This is a genomic window from Streptomyces spectabilis, from assembly GCF_008704795.1.
In the GTDB taxonomy this organism is placed as follows: Bacteria; Actinomycetota; Actinomycetes; order Streptomycetales; family Streptomycetaceae; genus Streptomyces; species Streptomyces spectabilis.
This window is the reverse complement of sequence record NZ_CP023690.1, coordinates 5,912,524-5,928,675: the sequence shown is the minus strand read 5'-3', so window position 1 is coordinate 5,928,675 and position 16,152 is coordinate 5,912,524. Positions and strand designations below refer to the sequence as shown.

The window sequence follows — 16,152 nt, the reverse complement described above, 5'->3', positions numbered from 1 at the left end:
CTTCGCCTAGGGGGCGCTCCTCGCCCGGCGTGACACCACCGCGCGCAGCACCCTGCGGCCCTCCGTCGACACGTCGAGCACCTGGCGCAGGCCGCCGCCGGGAGCGCCCCCCGCGAGCAGTTCCAGGACCCGGATCTGGCGGCGCAGTTCGGCGGCGACCAGCGGCGCCACGCCCTCGTCGGTGGCGTCGAGGAGGCGGTGGATCTGGAGCGCGGCGGCGGAGCAGCCGTCGGCCCAGGTCCGCAGGGCGCCCGCGGTGCGCTCCGCGGGCACGGCGGCGAGCATGCGCCGCGCCAGCGCGGCCGCCGGATCCGCGGTGTCCCCGGCGTCCCCGGGCCCGAGGCTCCGCCGCACCCCTGCGAGCGCCCCGTCCCACGCCGTGCCGTCCGCGAGGTTCGCCCACAGCGGCCGCAGCGCCTGCTCGTCGACGCCGTCGCCGAACAGCGGCACGCACCGGTCGAGGCAGGCGAGCCCGCTCGCGGCGAGACCCGTCTCATCGGCCTGGGCGATCAGTTCCACCAAGCTCGCACGTGACTCTTCTGGCTTCACATGCCCTTACTGCGTCCGACGGCCCGTTTCCGTCACTGCGGCCGAAAAGCGCTGGTGGGCGGAGGGCTACTGCGGCAGCACCCCGAGCCGGTCCAGGAACCGGAAGAACAGCTGCTCGGCCGACGGCTCGGGATCGGCGCGGAGCACGTCGAGGAGGGCGGCGGAGCGCGCCCGGCGGCCCGCCTCGGCGGCCCAGGCGACGGCGCGCTCGGCGGCGTCGCGCGGCTCCAGGAAGTAGTCCTCGACGGTCAGCTCGTCGGCGGCCAGGTACCCGGCCATCGCGGCGCGCGCCAGGCAGGTGGTCCACGCCCCGCTCTCCGGCGCGGCCGCCTCGACGACGACGCAGTCGCTGCCCATCACATAGCCGAAGAGGGCGGGCGCGCCGGTCTCGGCGGCCAGCGCGTTCATGTTCCCGACGTCCTTGGCCTCCTCGGTGGCCTTGCTCGGGCACTCCCACACCTGCCAGCCGTCGGGCCGCCGCTCCAGAAGCGCGAGTTCGTCCCGCGCCCCCGCGAGCGCCGCGCACTCCCCCAGCGGACGCGCGCTCCTTCCCACGACGTAGTAACCCCAGTAGCCCATCTCCCCGCCCCCGTCGTACTCGCACCGTGCCTGTGCGGCCGTGGCCGCACACCCTAGGCGGCCGTCCTCCTCCCCCCTAGTTGGCCCGCCGGACCGCGCTCTCAAACTCCGGCCGTGGTGCTAGCCTCCGCCGCCCTCCACCTGCCCGGCAAGGGTCACGAAGTCGCGCCACGGCCGCGCCGGTTCCCGCGCGTCCCACAGCTTCTGCGCCGTCGCCCGCAGCGGCATCCGGATGCCCCGGGCCACCTGCTCCTGGGTCTGGGCCCCGGCGAGGTCGCACCAGACGGCGAAGACGGCGCCGAGTATCCGCCCGTCGTACGCGGCGTCGACCGGCCGGGTGCCGCGCAGGACGCGCGGCGTCCACTGCTCGTAGACGCGCTGTCCGGTGGGGTAGACGAAGTCGTTCGGCTCCCCCAGGACGTAGTAGAGGTACTCGTCGTTGTAGTTGACGACCTCGCGGCCCTCGCGCAGGTACTCGACGGGCTCGCGGACGCCGAGCTCCTTGCCGGTCCAGTACGCGACCTCGACGCGCTCGTCGGCGGCCGTGACGCCGCCGCGGAAGAAGCCGTCGTTCCAGGCCCGGACGGACCGCGCCGGGCCGACCGTGCGCACCCGGTCGTTCAGCCACCGCGTCGCCAGGTCCTGGACGCGGGCGCCGGGGCCGAGCCGCTCGCGCGCGGCCGCGGCCAGGCGCGGATAGGCCGCCTCCGGGTCGCGGCGGACCAGGGCCTGGTACTCGTCCGCGCCGATGTGCCACTGCGCGCCGGGGAAGAGTTCGCCGTACTCGCGCAGCAGGTCGTCGACCATCCGCGCCGCCTCGGGGTTCGCTATGTCCACGGCGCCCTGCGTCGCCACGCCCCGGCTGTCGCGCAGCTGGAGGTCCGGGTGCGCCTTCAGGACCGCGCCGAGGTGCCCGGGCGAGTCGATCTCCGGTACGACGGTGATGTGCCGGCTCGCGGCGAGGTCGACGATGCGGCGCACCTGCTCCTTGGTGAGGTGGTCGGCGGACACCACCTCGGGGTGGGACTCCGAGGCGATGCGAAACGCCTGGTCGTCGGAGAAGTGCAGACCCAGCTCGTTGTACTTGAGGTCGCCCAGCTCCGTGACGCGGCGCTCGATCCACTCGGCCGAGAAGTGCTTGCGGGCGATGTCGACCATGAACCCGCGCCGCGGCTTCGCGGGCGCGTCCCGTACGACGCCCTCGGGCGCGGCGCCGTCGGCGCGCACGGCCTGCTTCAGAGTGCGGGTGCCGTAGAAGACGCCCGCCTCGGCGGGGGCGGCGACGCGGACGGTCCGGTCCTTCACGGTGAGCGTGTACGACTCCGGGTTCCGGTCCTTCGCCCCGCGGTCCAGGTCGAGCCGGACGTCACCGGGGCGCGCCCGCGCCTCGCCGCCGTACCGCAGCCGCAGCTCACCGGCGAGCAGCCGGGCCTCGTCCAGCAGGCCGGGGTCGCCCACGACCACGCGTCCGCCGGGCCCGGGGCGCCAGCCGGGGCCGCGGGCCGGGGCGTGCTCGCGCACGGCCGGTATGGTCCGCGGGGCCTTCGACAGGGCGTAGGACCGCGAGGGCTCGGGGGTGGGCTCGGTGGCCGCGGAGGACGTGGGCGCCCGGCCGGGCCGCCGTCCGCTCTCGCCGCCGCCGTCGTCGTCGGGCCAGGCCACCAGGGCGACGACCACGGCGCCCGCCGCGACGACGCTCCCGCCCACGAGGGCCGCGCGCCGCGTCACCACGGGTCACCCCCCGCGTCACCGGGCGGCGCCGCCACGGCGCCTCCCGGCGTCCCGATCAGGATCCCGACAGTCGGCACGACCCGCAGAGTCCGCACGACCCGCACAGTCCGCACGGGCCGCACAGTCCCCACAGCCCCACATATCAAGGCGTCCACACCTCCACGCTAAGCCCCGTCTCCCCCGCCCCGCCCGTCCACCAGGTGCCGCCAAACTCTCCTATCCGGGTGAATTCGCCGCGCCGATTCCGGAGAGCGGACGGACACCTCTCCCGTCACCCCGATAGCGTGGCGCCCCGTCACTCACCCGTCTGCACCTCCGCCGAGGAGCCCCCCTGCCGTCGCACCGCGCCATACCGGACCCCGCGGGACCTCCGGCATCTTCGGGACCGCTGGAGCCCCTGAACACCGCGCCCGCCGACGAGGCCCAGCGCACCCTTCTGACCTGCTGCGGAAGCAGCCACTGGGCCCGCAAGCTGACCGCCCACCGGCCCTACCCCGACCTCGACGCGCTGCTCGCCGCCGCCGACGAGGCCGCGTACGATCTGACGCCCGCCGACCTCACCGAGGCCCTGGCCGCCGAGCCGCTCGAACCGGCCCTGCCGCCTGGCAGCGCCTACACCGCCGCGGCCACCGCCCTGCGCGCCGCCCACGCCGCGTACGAGAGCCGCTTCGGTCACGCCTTCGTGATCTGCCTGGACGCCACCGCCCCCAGCGAGGCCCTCGACCACCTCCTCGCGTCCCTGCGCGACCGGCTGGGCAACGACCCGGAGGAGGAGCTGGCGGTCGCCGCGGACGAGCTGCGCCGTGCGGCCCGTGCCCGACTTACCCGACTCGTCCACAACTGGCCGGGAATCGCCGTTCCGTCACAGGGCCGGACGGCGGAACCGCCCCGCGCGGCGCGCAGCGATAGCCCGTACGTACCAGTTTGATTGCCTGTTTGATCACACCCGAGGCCCCCGGGCAAGCCCACCGACAACTCGTCGATACGATGACGAGCGGCCGGTGGACCGTACCCGGCCGGGCTCGTCCGACAGAGAAGCCGGCCGGCCCCAATCCCCGCTCCCGGAGGGTTCTTCCGTGCCGGCTGGAACGCTGTACCGCGGCCGGGAAGGAATGTGGTCCTGGGTGGCTCATCGAGTCACCGGCGTCCTCATCTTCTTCTTCCTGTTCGTACATGTCCTGGACACCGCTCTCGTCCGCGTATCGCCCGAGGCGTACGACGAGGTCGTGGCCACCTACAAGACGCCGATCGTCGCGCTCCTCGAGTACGGCCTGGTCGCCGCCATCCTCTTCCACGCTCTCAACGGCCTGCGCGTCATCGCCGTCGACTTCTGGTCGAAGGGCCCGCGCTACCAGAAGCAGATGCTCTGGACCGTCGTGGGCATCTGGGTCGTCCTGATGGTGGGCGCGCTGTACCCGGTCCTCGGCCACGCCGTCCGTGAACTGTTCGGGAGCTGAGGCCAGACATGTCCGACACCACGCTTGAGAAGTCCGGAGTGGGCCCCGTGGAGGGTGACTCCCTCTACGACGTCGACAACCCCGCCCCCGTCATCGAGGCCCCCCGCAAGCGCACGTCGAAGACGCCGCGCGCCACCCGCGGGAACTTCGAGATGGCCGCGTGGCTGTTCATGCGCCTGTCCGGCGTCGTCCTCGTCGTCCTCGTCATCACGCACCTGCTGATCCAGCTGGTGCTCGACGGCGGTGTCTCGAAGATCGGCTTCGCCTTCGTCGCGGGCCGCTGGGCGTCCCCGTTCTGGCAGGTCTGGGACCTGCTGATGCTGTGGCTCGCCATGCTGCACGGCGCGAACGGCCTGCGCACGGTCATCAACGACTACGCGGAGCGCCCGAACACGCGCCTGTGGCTCAAGGGCCTGCTGTACACCGCCACGGTGTTCACCATCCTCCTGGGCACGCTGGTGATCTTCACCTTCGACCCGAACATCCGCTAAAGCCGAGGCGACCCCAGTGAAGATTCACAAGTACGACACCGTCATCGTCGGCGCGGGCGGCGCCGGCATGCGCGCCGCCATCGAGGCGACGAAGCGCAGCCGCACCGCCGTGCTCACCAAGCTCTACCCCACCCGTTCCCACACCGGTGCGGCGCAGGGCGGCATGGCCGCGGCGCTCGCCAACGTGGAGGAGGACAACTGGGAGTGGCACACCTTCGACACGATCAAGGGCGGTGACTACCTGGTCGACCAGGACGCCGCCGAGATCCTCGCGAAGGAGGCCATCGACGCGGTCCTCGACCTGGAGAAGATGGGCCTGCCGTTCGGCCGCACGCCCGAGGGCCAGATCGACCAGCGCCGGTTCGGCGGTCACTCCCGCAACCACGGCGAGGCCCCGGTCCGCCGGTCCTGCTACTCGGGCGACCGCACCGGCCACATGATCCTCCAGACCCTCTACCAGAACTGCATCAAGGAGGGTGTGGAGTTCTTCAACGAGTTCTACGTCCTGGACCAGCTCCTGGTCGAGGAGGACGGCGTCAAGAAGTCCGCGGGTGTGGTCGCGTACGAGCTGGCCACCGGCGAGATCCACGTCTTCCAGGCGAAGGCCGTCATCTACGCCTCGGGCGGCACCGGCAAGTTCTTCAAGGTGACCTCGAACGCGCACACCCTGACCGGTGACGGCCAGGCGGCCTGCTACCGGCGCGGTCTGCCCCTGGAGGACATGGAGTTCTTCCAGTTCCACCCGACCGGCATCTGGCGCATGGGCATCCTCCTCACGGAGGGCGCCCGCGGTGAGGGCGGCATCCTCCGCAACAAGGACGGCGAGCGCTTCATGGAGAAGTACGCGCCGGTCATGAAGGACCTCGCGTCCCGTGACGTCGTCTCGCGCTCCATCTACACGGAGATCCGCGAGGGCCGCGGCTGCGGCCCCGAGGGCGACCACGTCTACCTGGACCTCACGCACCTCCCGCCGGAGCAGCTGGACGCCAAGCTCCCGGACATCACCGAGTTCGCGCGCACCTACCTCGGCATCGAGCCCTACACGGACCCGATCCCGATCCAGCCCACCGCGCACTACGCCATGGGCGGCATCCCGACGAACGTCGAGGGTGAGGTCCTGTCCGACAACACCACCGTCGTCCCGGGCCTGTACGCGGCCGGCGAGGTCGCCTGCGTCTCCGTCCACGGCGCCAACCGCCTGGGCACCAACTCGCTGCTCGACATCAACGTCTTCGGCCGCCGCGCGGGCATCGCCGCCGCGGAGTACGCCGCGAAGGCCGACTTCGTGGAGCTGCCGGAGAACCCGGCGGAGCTCGTGTCCGACCTGGTCGAGCAGCTCCGCGACTCCCAGGGCACCGAGCGGGTCGCGGAGATCCGCAAGGAGCTCCAGGAGACGATGGACGCCAACGTGATGGTGTTCCGCACGGAGCAGACCATCAAGACGGCCGTCGAGAAGATCGCCGAGCTGCGCGAGCGCTACAAGAACGTCTCGGTCCAGGACAAGGGCAAGCGCTTCAACACCGACCTCCTGGAGGCCGTCGAGCTGGGCAACCTGCTCGACCTCGCCGAGGTCATGGCGGTCTCCGCCCTCGCCCGCAAGGAGTCCCGCGGCGGTCACTACCGCGAGGACTACCCCAACCGCGACGACGTCAACTTCATGCGCCACACCATGGCGTACCGCGAGGTCGCCGACGACGGCAAGGACTCGATCCGCCTCGACTACAAGCCGGTCGTCCAGACCCGCTACCAGCCGATGGAGCGTAAGTACTGATGGCAACCCCGACGATGGACAAGGTCGAGGCGGAAGCCGCGGCCTCGGACCACCTCATCACCGTCACCTTCCGGATCCGCCGCTTCAACCCGGAGATCTCGGCCGAGGCGACCTGGGAAGACTTCCAGCTGGAGATCGACCCCAAGGAGCGCGTCCTCGACGGTCTCCACAAGATCAAGTGGGACCTGGACGGCACGCTGACATTCCGCCGTTCCTGCGCGCACGGCATCTGCGGCTCGGACGCCATGCGGATCAACGGCAAGAACCGCCTTGCCTGCAAGACCCTGATCAAGGACATCAACCCGGCCAAGCCGATCACGGTCGAGCCCATCAAGGGCCTGACGGTCCTCAAGGACCTCGTCGTGGACATGGAGCCGTTCTTCCAGGCCTACCGCGACGTGATGCCCTTCCTGGTCACCACGGGCAACGAGCCGACGCGCGAGCGCCTCCAGTCCCCCGAGGACCGCGAGCGCTTCGACGACACCACGAAGTGCATCCTGTGCGCCGCGTGCACGTCGTCCTGCCCGGTCTTCTGGAACGACGGCCAGTACTTCGGCCCGGCCGCGATCGTGAACGCGCACCGCTTCATCTTCGACAGCCGTGACGAGGCGGGCGAGCAGCGCCTGGAGATCCTGAACGACAAGGACGGCGTGTGGCGCTGCCGCACCACGTTCAACTGCACGGACGCCTGCCCGCGTGGCATCGAGGTCACCAAGGCGATCCAGGAAGTGAAGCGCGCCCTGATCACGCGCCGCTTCTAGCCTCCGGCCCGGCCCGCAGCGAGGGCCCCGCTCCCCGGTTCCGCACCGGGGGGCGGGGCCCTCACTCGTTCGCGTGAACGGATCCGGCGTGAGGCATTCGGGCGAAGCCGGACCTCCGAGGATGCTCTCGACACCAGTGCGTGGGAGGTCCAGGGATGTCACCGATGACGTTGCTCGACGAGGCCGAGTTCATCATGAATCGGTTACCCGGCTGCCGCGTCGAAGTCATCGGGGGCGTCATCACCGTGACCATGCTGCCGGACCTCGCCCATGCCTCGACGCTGACTCACCTCACGCGCACGTTCTTCGCGGCGGGACTGCACGAGGGGGAGACCGAGGTGCTCCAACGCGTCGGCCTGTGGCTGCCCGGCGGGCCGGAGGACTATGCCGTCCCCGACCTCTCCATCATCGACGCGGACAGCGACGACCGCGTGATCGAGTACAACTGCTACGACCCCGCTGTCTTCCGCATGGTGCTCGAAGTCACTTCGAACACCTACCAGAACGACCTGCGTGTCAAAGTCGCCGCCTACGCCATCGCCAAGATCCCTGTGTACGTCATCGTCGATCGCAAGCACCAGCGCCTGCATGTGCTCAGCGCCCCCGCAGGAGGCGAGTACGCGAACCACCAGGTCCACGCCCCCGGCCGGATGGTCGCCCTCCCCGACTCGATCGGTGCCAAGGTCTCGCTGGACGTGACGGCCATCCTCACAGCGGGCAAGCACTAGTCGCGCTACGAATCCACCTTCTCCCACCCCCGCCGTTCCTTCCGCGTGCCCACCGCGTCCGTGGCGCGGCTGCGGTAGACCACGTACGGCCGGAACAGGTACTGCACCGGTGCGCTGAACATATGGACCAGGCGGGTGAAGGGGACCAGGGCGATCAGGGTCATGCCGATCACCGCGTGGAGCTGGAAGGTCAGGGGGACGCCCGCCATCGCGTCGACGTCCGGGCGGAGGGTGAAGAGGCTGCGGGCCCAAGGGGCGATCGACTCGCGGTAGTCGTAGCCCGAGCTCACCGAGGAGTTCGTGAGCTTGGCCCACATGCCCATGACCAGGGCCGCGAGCAGCACCGCGTACATGAGCTTGTCGTTGCGGGTCGTCGCCCGGAAGACGGGCGCGTTCGTACGCCTGCGGTAGAGGAGCAGGGCGATCCCGGCCACCGCGAGGACCCCCGCCGCCGTGCCGCCGAACAGCGAGAGCAGATGGTACGCGTGCTCCTTCAGGCCGACCGCGTCCGTCCAGGACTCCGGGACGAACAGGCCCATGAGGTGGCCCACGAGGACGAAGAGGATGCCGTAGTGGAAGGCGGGGGACGCGACGTTGAGGAGCCGGGACTCGTGGATCTGGGACGAGCGGGTGGTCCAGCCGAACTTGTCGTAGCGGTAGCGCCAGACCGTGCCCGCGACAAGCAGGACGAAGGCCACGTACGGCAGGACCCCCCAGAGGAACGTGCGCATCAGGAGACTCCGACGGTTTCGTGGGGCGGGCCGGTGCGGGCCAGGGCGCGGGCCGCCGCCTCGTCCCGGGGGGTGGGTCCCGGCAGGGTCGCGCACACGGCGTCGAGGACGCCCGCGTACGGCGTGCCGTGCTCCGTCAGGGAAAGGCGCAGGAGCTCCAGGCCCGCGCGGTGGGCGAGGAGCAGGTCCCGCGTGCCCGTGCGGGCCGTGAACTCCAGGACCGTCGGCAGAAAGTCCGGCAGTTCCGTGCCGGTGAGCTCCAGGCCGTGGGCCCGGTAGGCCTGCTTGAAGGCCACCAGGGACGCGCCGCGGCGGCGCGTGTCGCCGTCGAGCCACCAGCTCAGGTACAGGCTGTGGCGGTTCTTGAAGTCGAAGACCTGGACGTAGTGTTCGGCGAGCGGACGCGGGCCCGACTTCTCCGCGTGGTCCAGGAAGTCGCTCAACTCCGGTGCGGCCACGCGTAGTTCGCGCGCGTGGCGCCAGAAGACGTCGTCCGGGTAGGTGAGGCAGTGGGCCGCCGCCTGGTACAGGAGCGCGTGGCCGGTCACGGGGTGGTCTCCTCGGGGTCGTCGGCGGTCTGGCGGCGGCGCGCCGCGTGGAAGTTCTCGATGGTGACCAGGGGCAGCCCCTGGTGCGTCCCGGAGTCGTCGCCGAAGGGGCCGGGCGCCGCGTGCATGCCGGGACCGCCGGGCCCGTCCAGGCCGCATCCGTCGGGCACCGCCGACTCCTCCAGGCGCCGGGCGTCGCCGACGGCCGCCGTCGGGATGACGTACCGCTCCTCGTACTTGGCGATCGCGAGGAGGCGGTACATGTCCTCGATCTCCGTGGCGCTCATGCCGACCCGCTCGGCGGGCGCCGCGTCCGGCGGGTCGCCGAGGTTGACGCCGCGCATGTACGACCGCATCGCCGCGAGGCGTTCGAGCGCCGCCCGCACGGGGGCGACGTCCCCGGCCGTGAACAGCTCCGCCAGGTACTCCAGGGGGATGCGCAGGCTGTCGATCGCGCCGAAGAGGTTGTCCGGGTCCTCGCCGTCGAAGCCCGTCTCCGCGAGGGCCTCCACGACCGGGGAGAGCGGCGGCACGTACCAGACCATGGGCAGCGTGCGGTACTCCGGATGCAGCGGAAGGGCCACCTTGTACGTGCTGATCAGCGCGTACGTGGGTGATCTGCGGGCGGCCTCGATCCATTCGCGCGGAACGCCGTCGCGCGCGGCGGCCCGGCACACCTCCGGGTCCTCGGGGTCGAGGAACACGTCCAGCTGGGCCTCGTACAGGGCCTGTTCGTCGGGCACCGACGCGGCCGCCGTCACCTTGTCGGCGTCGTACAGGAGCACGCCGAGGTAGCGCAGGCGGCCCACGCAGGTCTCGGAGCAGACCGTGGGCAGGCCGACCTCCGTGCGGGGGTAGCAGAGGGTGCACTTCTCGGCCTTGCCGGTGCGGTGGTTGAAGTAGACCTTCTTGTACGGGCAGCCGGTGACGCACATGCGCCAGCCCCGGCAGCGGTCCTGGTCGACGAGGACGATGCCGTCCTCGGTGCGCTTGTACATCGCACCGGAGGGGCAGGAGGCCACGCACGCCGGGTTGAGGCAGTGCTCGCAGATCCGCGGGAGGTAGAACATGAAGGCCTCCTCGAAGGCGAACTTCACCTTCTGCTCGGCCTGTTCGCGGACGCGCTCGACCATCGGGTCGGCCTCGGCGTGCGCGGGGCCGCCGCCGAGGTTGTCGTCCCAGTTCGAACTCCACTCGATCTTCATGGGCTTGCCGGTGAGCAGGGAGCGGGGCTCGGCCACCGGGTAGTCCTCGCCGAGCGGCGCGTCGGTGAGGTTCCGGTACTCGTAGGTCCAGGGCTCGTAGTAGTCCTTGAGCTGCGGCAGGACCGGGTTGGAGAAGATCGTCACGAGCTTCTTGAAGCGGCCGCCCGCCTTGAGCCGCAGCGCGCCCCGGCGGTTCAGCTCCCAGCCGCCGCGCCACTTCTCCTGGTCCTCGTAGCGGCGCGGGTAGCCCTGTCCCGGGCGGGTCTCGACGTTGTTGAACCACACGTACTCCATGCCACCGCGGTTCGTCCACGTCTGTTTGCAGGTGACCGAGCAGGTGTGGCAGCCGATGCACTTGTCGAGGTTCATCACCATCGCGAGCTGGGCGAGCACCTTCATGGCTGATACGTCACCTCCTGGTCGGTGCGGCGGCGGATCACCGTCACCTCGTCGCGCTGGTTGCCGGTCGGGCCCAGGTAGTTGAAGGCCCAGGTGAGCTGCGCGTAGCCGCCGATCAGATGCGTCGGCTTGAGCAGCAGGCGGGTCAGGGAGTTGTGGATGCCGCCCCGGCGCCCGGTGGTCTCGGTGCGCGGGACGCCCACGGTGCGCTCCTGGGCGTGGTGCATGTAGACGGTGCCCTCGGGCATGCGGTGCGAGACGACCGCGCGGGCCGCGACGACGCCGTTGCGGTTCACCGCCTCGATCCAGTCGTTGTCGGCGACGCCGATCGCCGCCGCGTCCGCCGGTGACATCCAGATGACCTGGCCGCCGCGCGAGAGGGACAGCATGAAGAGGTTGTCCTGGTACTCGGAGTGGATGGACCACTTGTTGTGCGGGGTGAGGTAGCGGACCGTCACCTCCCGGGTGCCGTCGGGGCCGAGCGCCGGTTCGCCGAACAGACGGTGCATGTCGAGCGGCGGGCGGTACACCGGCAGCGCCTCGCCCAGCTCGTGGATCCAGTCGTGGTCGAGGAAGAAGTGCTGGCGCCCGGTGAGGGTGTGCCAGGGCTTGAGGTGCTCGGTGTTGAGCGTGAACGCCGTGTAGCGGCGGCCCCCGGACTCGCTCCCCGACCACTCGGGCGAGGTGATCACGGGGACGGGCGCGGCCTGGGTGTCGGCGTAGCTGATCCGCTTGCCCTCGTGCTCGGCCGCCAGCTGGGCCATCTCCTGCCCGGTGCGCTCCTGGAGGGTGCGGAAGCCCTGGGTGGCGAGGCGGCCGTTGGTGGTGCCGGACAGGGCGAGGATCGTGTTGGCCGCCTTCACCGCGGTGTCCAGGCGCGGCCGGCCCGCGGCGGCTCCCTCACGGACGGCGCCGTTGAGCGCGCGCAGGGCCTCCACCTCGTCGTCGGGGCGCAGCACGATGCCCTTCGCGGGCAGGCCGAGCCGTTCGACGAGGGGGCCGAGCGCGGCGAACTTCGCGCCGATCGCGGTGTAGTCGCGCTCGACGACGGTGAGGTTCGGCAGGGTCTTGCCGGGCACGGGCGCGCACTCGCCGCGCCGCCAGTCCAGGGCGACGCCGCCCGGTTGGGCAATCTCGCCCGGCGTGTCGTGCTGGAGCGCGGTGGCGACCAGGTCACGGCGCGTGTCCAGGTGCCCGGCGGCCAGCTCGCTGAGCCGGTCGGCGAGCGCGCGGAACGTGTCGAAGTCGGTGCGGGCCTGCCACGGCGGGTCGACGGCCGGGCTGAAGGCGTGCACGAAGGGGTGCATGTCGGTGGTCGACAGGTCGTGCTTCTCGTACCAGGTGGCGGCCGGGAGCGTGACGTCGGACAGGAGCGTCGACGAGGTCATGCGGAAGTCGAGCGACACCAGGAGGTCGAGCTTGCCCTCGGGCGCCCGCTCGCGCCAGGTCACGTCGCGGGGGCGGACGTCGGGCCCGGCCTCTTCGGCGCTCAGGGACGAGTGGGTGCCCAGGAGGTGCTTGGTGAAGTACTCGGCGCCCTTCGCGGACGAGCCGAGGAGGTTGGCGCGCCACAGGGTGAGCACGCGCGGCCAGTTCTCCGGCGCGTCCGGGTCCTCGCAGGCGAACTTCAGCTCGCCGGAGCGCAGTCGCTCCACCGCGGCGCCCACGGGGTCGTCCCCCTCGCCCAGGTCCAGCGGATTGCGGTCGAAGGTGGGGTACGAGGGCATCCAGCCCGCGCGGGTGGCCTGCGCGAGGCAGTCCGCCGCCGCCATGCCCGCGAAGCGTCCCTCGCCGAGCGGCGACGCCAGCACGTCGGCGGTGAACCGGTCGTAGCGCCACTGGTCGGTGTGCAGGAACCAGTACGCGGCGCCGATCATCTGCCGGGGCGGGCGCGACCAGTCCCCCGCGCCCGCGAGCGTGGCCCAGCCGGTCGCGGGGCGGCACTTCTCCTGGCCGACGTAGTGCGCCCAGCCGCCGCCGTTGCGGCCCTGGCAGCCGGTGAGGGTGAGCAGGGCGAGGAAGGCGCGGTAGATGGTCTCCGAGTGGAACCAGTGGTTGGTGCCCGCGCCCATGAGGATCATGCAGCGGCCGCGCGACTTCTCGGCCGTGCGCGCGAACTCCCGGGCGATGCGCGTGCACTGGGCCGCGGGCACGGAGGTGTGCGCCTCCTGCCAGGCGGGCGTACCGGGCGCGGAGGCGTCGTCGTAGGAGGCGGGCCAGTCGCCCGCCAGGCCCTCGCGGCCGACCCCGTACTGGGCCAGGAGCAGATCGAACACGGTGGTGACCAGCGGGCCGCCGGGGCCGCCGAGCCGCGTCGCGGGCACCCCGCGGCGCAGCACATCGCCGCGGCCCTGCCCGTGCGCGCCGCCCTCGGTGTCGAAGCGCGGCAGGAGCACCTCCACGCCGTCCGCGTCCTCGCCGTACAGGGTGAGCCGGGGCTCGATGTCGCCCAGGTCCAGGTTCCACTCGCCCTTGCCCGACTCGGTCCAGCGGAAGCCGAGGGAGCCGCGCGGGACGGCGGGCCCGCCGGTGGCGCGGTCGAGGACGACGGTCTTCCACTCCGCGCCCTCGCCCGTGTCGCCGAGGTCGGCGGCGCGCAGGAACTTCCCCGGCACGTACGCGCCCTGCCGCTCGGTCAGCGTCACCAGGAACGGCAGGTCGGTGAAGCGGCGCACGTAGTCGTCGAAGAAGTCCACCGTGCGGTCGACGAAGCACTCGCGCAGGATCACATGGCCCATCGCCATGGCGAGCGCGCCGTCCGTGCCGGGGTGCGGGTGCAGCCACTCGTCGGCGAACTTGGCGTTGTCGGCGTAGTCGGGCGCGACGACCACGACCTTCTGGCCCCGGTAGCGGGCCTCGGCCATCCAGTGGGCGTCGGGCGTGCGCGTGACCGGCACGTTCGAACCCCACATGACCAGGTACGCGGCGTCCCACCAGTCGCCGGACTCGGGCACGTCCGTCTGGTCGCCGAAGACCTGCGGCGAGGCGACCGGCAGATCCGCGTACCAGTCGTAGAAGGACAGCATGGGCGCGCCGATCAGCGACATGAAGCGGGCGCCCGCCGCGTGCGACACCATCGACATGGCGGGGATCGGCGAGAAGCCCGCGACCCGGTCGGGGCCGTGGGTCCGGATCGTGTGGACGTGCGCGGCCGCGATGATCTCGATCGCCTCGTCCCAGTCCGCCCGCACCAGGCCGCCCTTGCCGCGCGCCCGCTGGTACGCGCGCCGCCGCTCGGGGTCGCCCTGGACGTCGGCCCAGGCGAGCACCGGGTCCTTCAGGCGCTGTTTGGCCTCGCGGTACAGATCGAGGAGCACGCCCCGCACGTACGGGTAGCGCACGCGGGTCGGCGAGTACGTGTACCAGGAGAACGCGGCGCCCCGCGGGCAGCCGCGCGGCTCGTACTCGGGGCGGTCGGGCCCCGCCGTCGGATAGTCGGTGGCCTGGGTCTCCCAGGTGATGATGCCGTCCTTGACGTACACCTTCCAGCGGCAGGAGCCGGTGCAGTTCACGCCGTGCGTGGAGTGCACGACCTTGTCGTGGCTCCAGCGGTCGCGGTAGAAGGCGTCGGCCTCGCGGCCGCCCCCGATCGTCACGCTGTGCAGATCGGCGGAGGCCTCCCCGCGGCGCAGGAACCTGCCGGTCCGCAGCAGCGGGGCGTCGGGTTCGGTCGGAGCGGTCACAGGCCCATCCCATGCCGGGGGCAAGGATTCCGCATGGTGGCCTAGGCCAGGTGGTGACGGCTGTGGCCGCGGGGTGTCATGAGGCTTGTGAGACACGTGTGGCGAGACGAGGTCACTCCGGCCGCCGGGGCCTGTGTGATGGCGACCGGCATCATCTCCGTGGGCCTGCACCTGACGGGCCACGAGGTCCTCTCGAAGCTCCTGCTCGCCCTCGCGGCCCTCATCTGGCTGCTGCTCGCGGCGGACTTCGCCGATCTGCTGGTGCGCGACCGGCCCCGCTGGACGGCGGCGGCGATCACCCCGCCCGCGCTCACGGCCGTCGCGGCGACGACCGTGCTCGGCACCCGGCTCTCGCTGCTCGACCGGCAGGGCGCGGCGATCGCGCTCCTCGTCGTCGCGGCCCTGGTGTGGCCGGTGCTGCTGCTCGCGGTGGTGCGGCACTGGCGGCGGCGCGGCATGCCCGGCGGGGTGTTCCTGGTGTGCGTGGCCACGCAGGGGCTCGCGGTCCTCGCGGCCACGCTGTGCCTGGCGGGCGAGGGCGACTGGCTCGGCGACGCGGCGCTCGCCTGCTTCGGGCTCGGCCTTCTCCTGTACGGGGAGGCGCTGGCGCGCTTCGACGTGCGGCAGCTGTGGACGGGCGCGGGCGACCAGTGGGTGGCGGGCGGGGCGCTGGCGATCTCGGCGCTCGCCGGGTCCCGGCTGATGGCCGTGGACCGCTGGGCCGGCACCGGCCACGACGTCCTGCGGACCGTCACCTACGTCCTGCTCGGCCTCGCCCTCGCCTGGTACGCGGTCCTGCTCGTGGCCGAGGCGAGGGCGCCGCGCCCGGGCTACGACGTGCGGCGCTGGGCCACGGTGTTCCCCCTCGGCATGACAGCGGTGGCCGCGCTGTCCACCGGGGCGGTGGCGGACGTCCCGGAGCTGCGCACCCTCGGCCGGGTCCTGCTGTGGGTGGCGGTGGCGGTGTGGGGCCTGGTGTGGGTGGGCGTGGTGTGGCCGCGGGGCAGCGCCCCGGGCGACGGCAGGGCCGGCCCGTCCGGCGTTTGAGGACGAGCCGCGGAGCGGCGACGAAGCGGAGCTCCCTCGCGTCCGTACGCTGACGCCATGTCAGACACTGCTGCCCCGGCTCTCCTCGGCTTCGACAACACGCTGTTGCCCGTCGGCGACCTCGACGAGGCCGTCGGGTTCTACGAGCGGGCCGGGTTCCCGGTCGCGTACCGGCTCGACGAGGCCGGGCTCGCCATCCTGAAGGTCGGGGCCGAGACGCCCGGCCTGCTGCTGCGCGTCGAGGACGGCGCCGGGCACCGTCCGCCGCCCTGGCCCGCGCCGCGCGTCTGGCTGGAGGTGCGGGACGCGCGGGCGACGGCGGCGGCCCTCGCCGCGGCCGGGGTCCCGGTGCTCGCGGAGCCGTTCGGCGTGGCCACGGGCTGGACCGTGGAGATCGCGGACCCGTGGGGCAACGTGCTCGGCTTCACCGACTACTCCAAGCGGCCGGAGCTGGCACGCGCCTGACGCCGGT

15 protein-coding genes are annotated in these 16,152 nt (G+C 72.0%); 8 read left to right on the top strand and 7 right to left on the bottom strand.

Translation table 11 applies throughout. The features are described from left to right. Positions 1-6 precede the first annotated feature (6 nt). The 3 genes from CP982_RS26155 to CP982_RS26145 form a co-directional block, all read right to left on the bottom strand. Positions 7-522 carry a hypothetical protein gene (locus CP982_RS26155; RefSeq protein ID WP_221515712.1) on the bottom strand — a complete coding sequence of 172 codons (516 nt, stop codon included), beginning with the start codon at positions 520-522 and terminating at the stop codon, positions 7-9. Between the two features lie 93 nt (positions 523-615). Then, positions 616-1,128: a hypothetical protein gene (locus tag CP982_RS26150; RefSeq protein WP_150512719.1), complete on the bottom strand. Its 513-nt coding sequence runs from the start codon at positions 1,126-1,128 to the stop codon at positions 616-618. A gap of 120 nt (positions 1,129-1,248) precedes the next feature. Then, positions 1,249-2,856, bottom strand: a complete 1,608-nt coding sequence (locus CP982_RS26145; RefSeq protein ID WP_150515709.1) for a beta-N-acetylhexosaminidase — start codon at positions 2,854-2,856, stop codon at positions 1,249-1,251. A 352-nt stretch (positions 2,857-3,208) separates the two neighbouring features. Between CP982_RS26145 and CP982_RS26140 the strand changes: the two genes are divergently transcribed. The 6 genes from CP982_RS26140 to CP982_RS26115 all read left to right on the top strand — a co-directional run bounded on the left by CP982_RS26140 (position 3,209) and on the right by CP982_RS26115 (position 8,067). After that, a complete protein-coding gene (locus CP982_RS26140) occupies positions 3,209-3,787 on the top strand; it encodes a 2-oxo-4-hydroxy-4-carboxy-5-ureidoimidazoline decarboxylase (protein WP_150515708.1) in 579 nt (192 codons plus the stop codon). Positions 3,788-3,935: 148 nt separating this feature from the next. Continuing rightward, positions 3,936-4,316, top strand: a complete 381-nt coding sequence (sdhC, locus tag CP982_RS26135; protein WP_138961444.1) for a succinate dehydrogenase, cytochrome b556 subunit — start codon at positions 3,936-3,938, stop codon at positions 4,314-4,316. An 8-nt stretch (positions 4,317-4,324) separates the two neighbouring features. Further along, positions 4,325-4,807, top strand: coding sequence for a succinate dehydrogenase hydrophobic membrane anchor subunit (locus tag CP982_RS26130; protein WP_030668720.1), 483 nt, complete (start codon positions 4,325-4,327; stop codon positions 4,805-4,807). Positions 4,808-4,823: 16 nt separating this feature from the next. Continuing rightward, the gene (sdhA, locus tag CP982_RS26125) at positions 4,824-6,578 is read left to right on the top strand and encodes a succinate dehydrogenase flavoprotein subunit (protein WP_150512718.1); all 1,755 of its coding nucleotides are present in this window, start codon (positions 4,824-4,826) and stop codon (positions 6,576-6,578) included. Next, entirely contained in the window at positions 6,578-7,339 is a 762-nt protein-coding gene (locus CP982_RS26120) for a succinate dehydrogenase iron-sulfur subunit (RefSeq protein ID WP_150512717.1), read from the top strand. The genes sdhA and CP982_RS26120 overlap by 1 nt, the downstream gene beginning before the upstream one ends. Positions 7,340-7,503: 164 nt before the next feature. After that, on the top strand, positions 7,504-8,067 hold the full coding sequence (locus tag CP982_RS26115) for a Uma2 family endonuclease (protein ID WP_229878535.1): 564 nt from the start codon (positions 7,504-7,506) through the stop codon (positions 8,065-8,067). A gap of 5 nt (positions 8,068-8,072) precedes the next feature. Here CP982_RS26115 and narI read toward each other — a convergent pair whose 3' ends face one another. Genes narI through CP982_RS26095 form a run of 4 tightly spaced genes read right to left on the bottom strand, consistent with a single transcriptional unit; the run spans position 8,073 to position 14,633 of the window. Beyond that, positions 8,073-8,798 (bottom strand): respiratory nitrate reductase subunit gamma, encoded by a 726-nt coding sequence (gene narI / locus CP982_RS26110; RefSeq protein ID WP_150512715.1) that lies wholly within the window; start codon positions 8,796-8,798, stop codon positions 8,073-8,075. Continuing rightward, a complete protein-coding gene (narJ, locus tag CP982_RS26105) occupies positions 8,798-9,346 on the bottom strand; it encodes a nitrate reductase molybdenum cofactor assembly chaperone (RefSeq protein WP_150512714.1) in 549 nt (182 codons plus the stop codon). The genes narI and narJ overlap by 1 nt, the downstream gene beginning before the upstream one ends. Continuing rightward, positions 9,343-10,950, bottom strand: coding sequence for a nitrate reductase subunit beta (gene narH, locus CP982_RS26100; RefSeq protein WP_150512713.1), 1,608 nt, complete (start codon positions 10,948-10,950; stop codon positions 9,343-9,345). Before narH ends, narJ begins: the two co-directional genes overlap by 4 nt. Then, positions 10,947-14,633 carry a nitrate reductase subunit alpha gene (locus CP982_RS26095; protein ID WP_150512712.1) on the bottom strand — a complete coding sequence of 1,229 codons (3,687 nt, stop codon included), beginning with the start codon at positions 14,631-14,633 and terminating at the stop codon, positions 10,947-10,949. The genes narH and CP982_RS26095 overlap by 4 nt, the downstream gene beginning before the upstream one ends. A gap of 78 nt (positions 14,634-14,711) precedes the next feature. Here CP982_RS26095 and CP982_RS26090 point away from each other — a divergent pair, with 78 nt between their 5' ends. Both CP982_RS26090 and CP982_RS26085 read left to right on the top strand, forming a co-directional pair. Next, a complete protein-coding gene (locus CP982_RS26090) occupies positions 14,712-15,680 on the top strand; it encodes a tellurite resistance/C4-dicarboxylate transporter family protein (protein ID WP_150512711.1) in 969 nt (322 codons plus the stop codon). 57 nt (positions 15,681-15,737) lie between these two features. Continuing rightward, a complete protein-coding gene (locus tag CP982_RS26085; RefSeq protein ID WP_150512710.1) occupies positions 15,738-16,145 on the top strand; it encodes a VOC family protein in 408 nt (135 codons plus the stop codon). Positions 16,146-16,152: the final 7 nt, after the last annotated feature.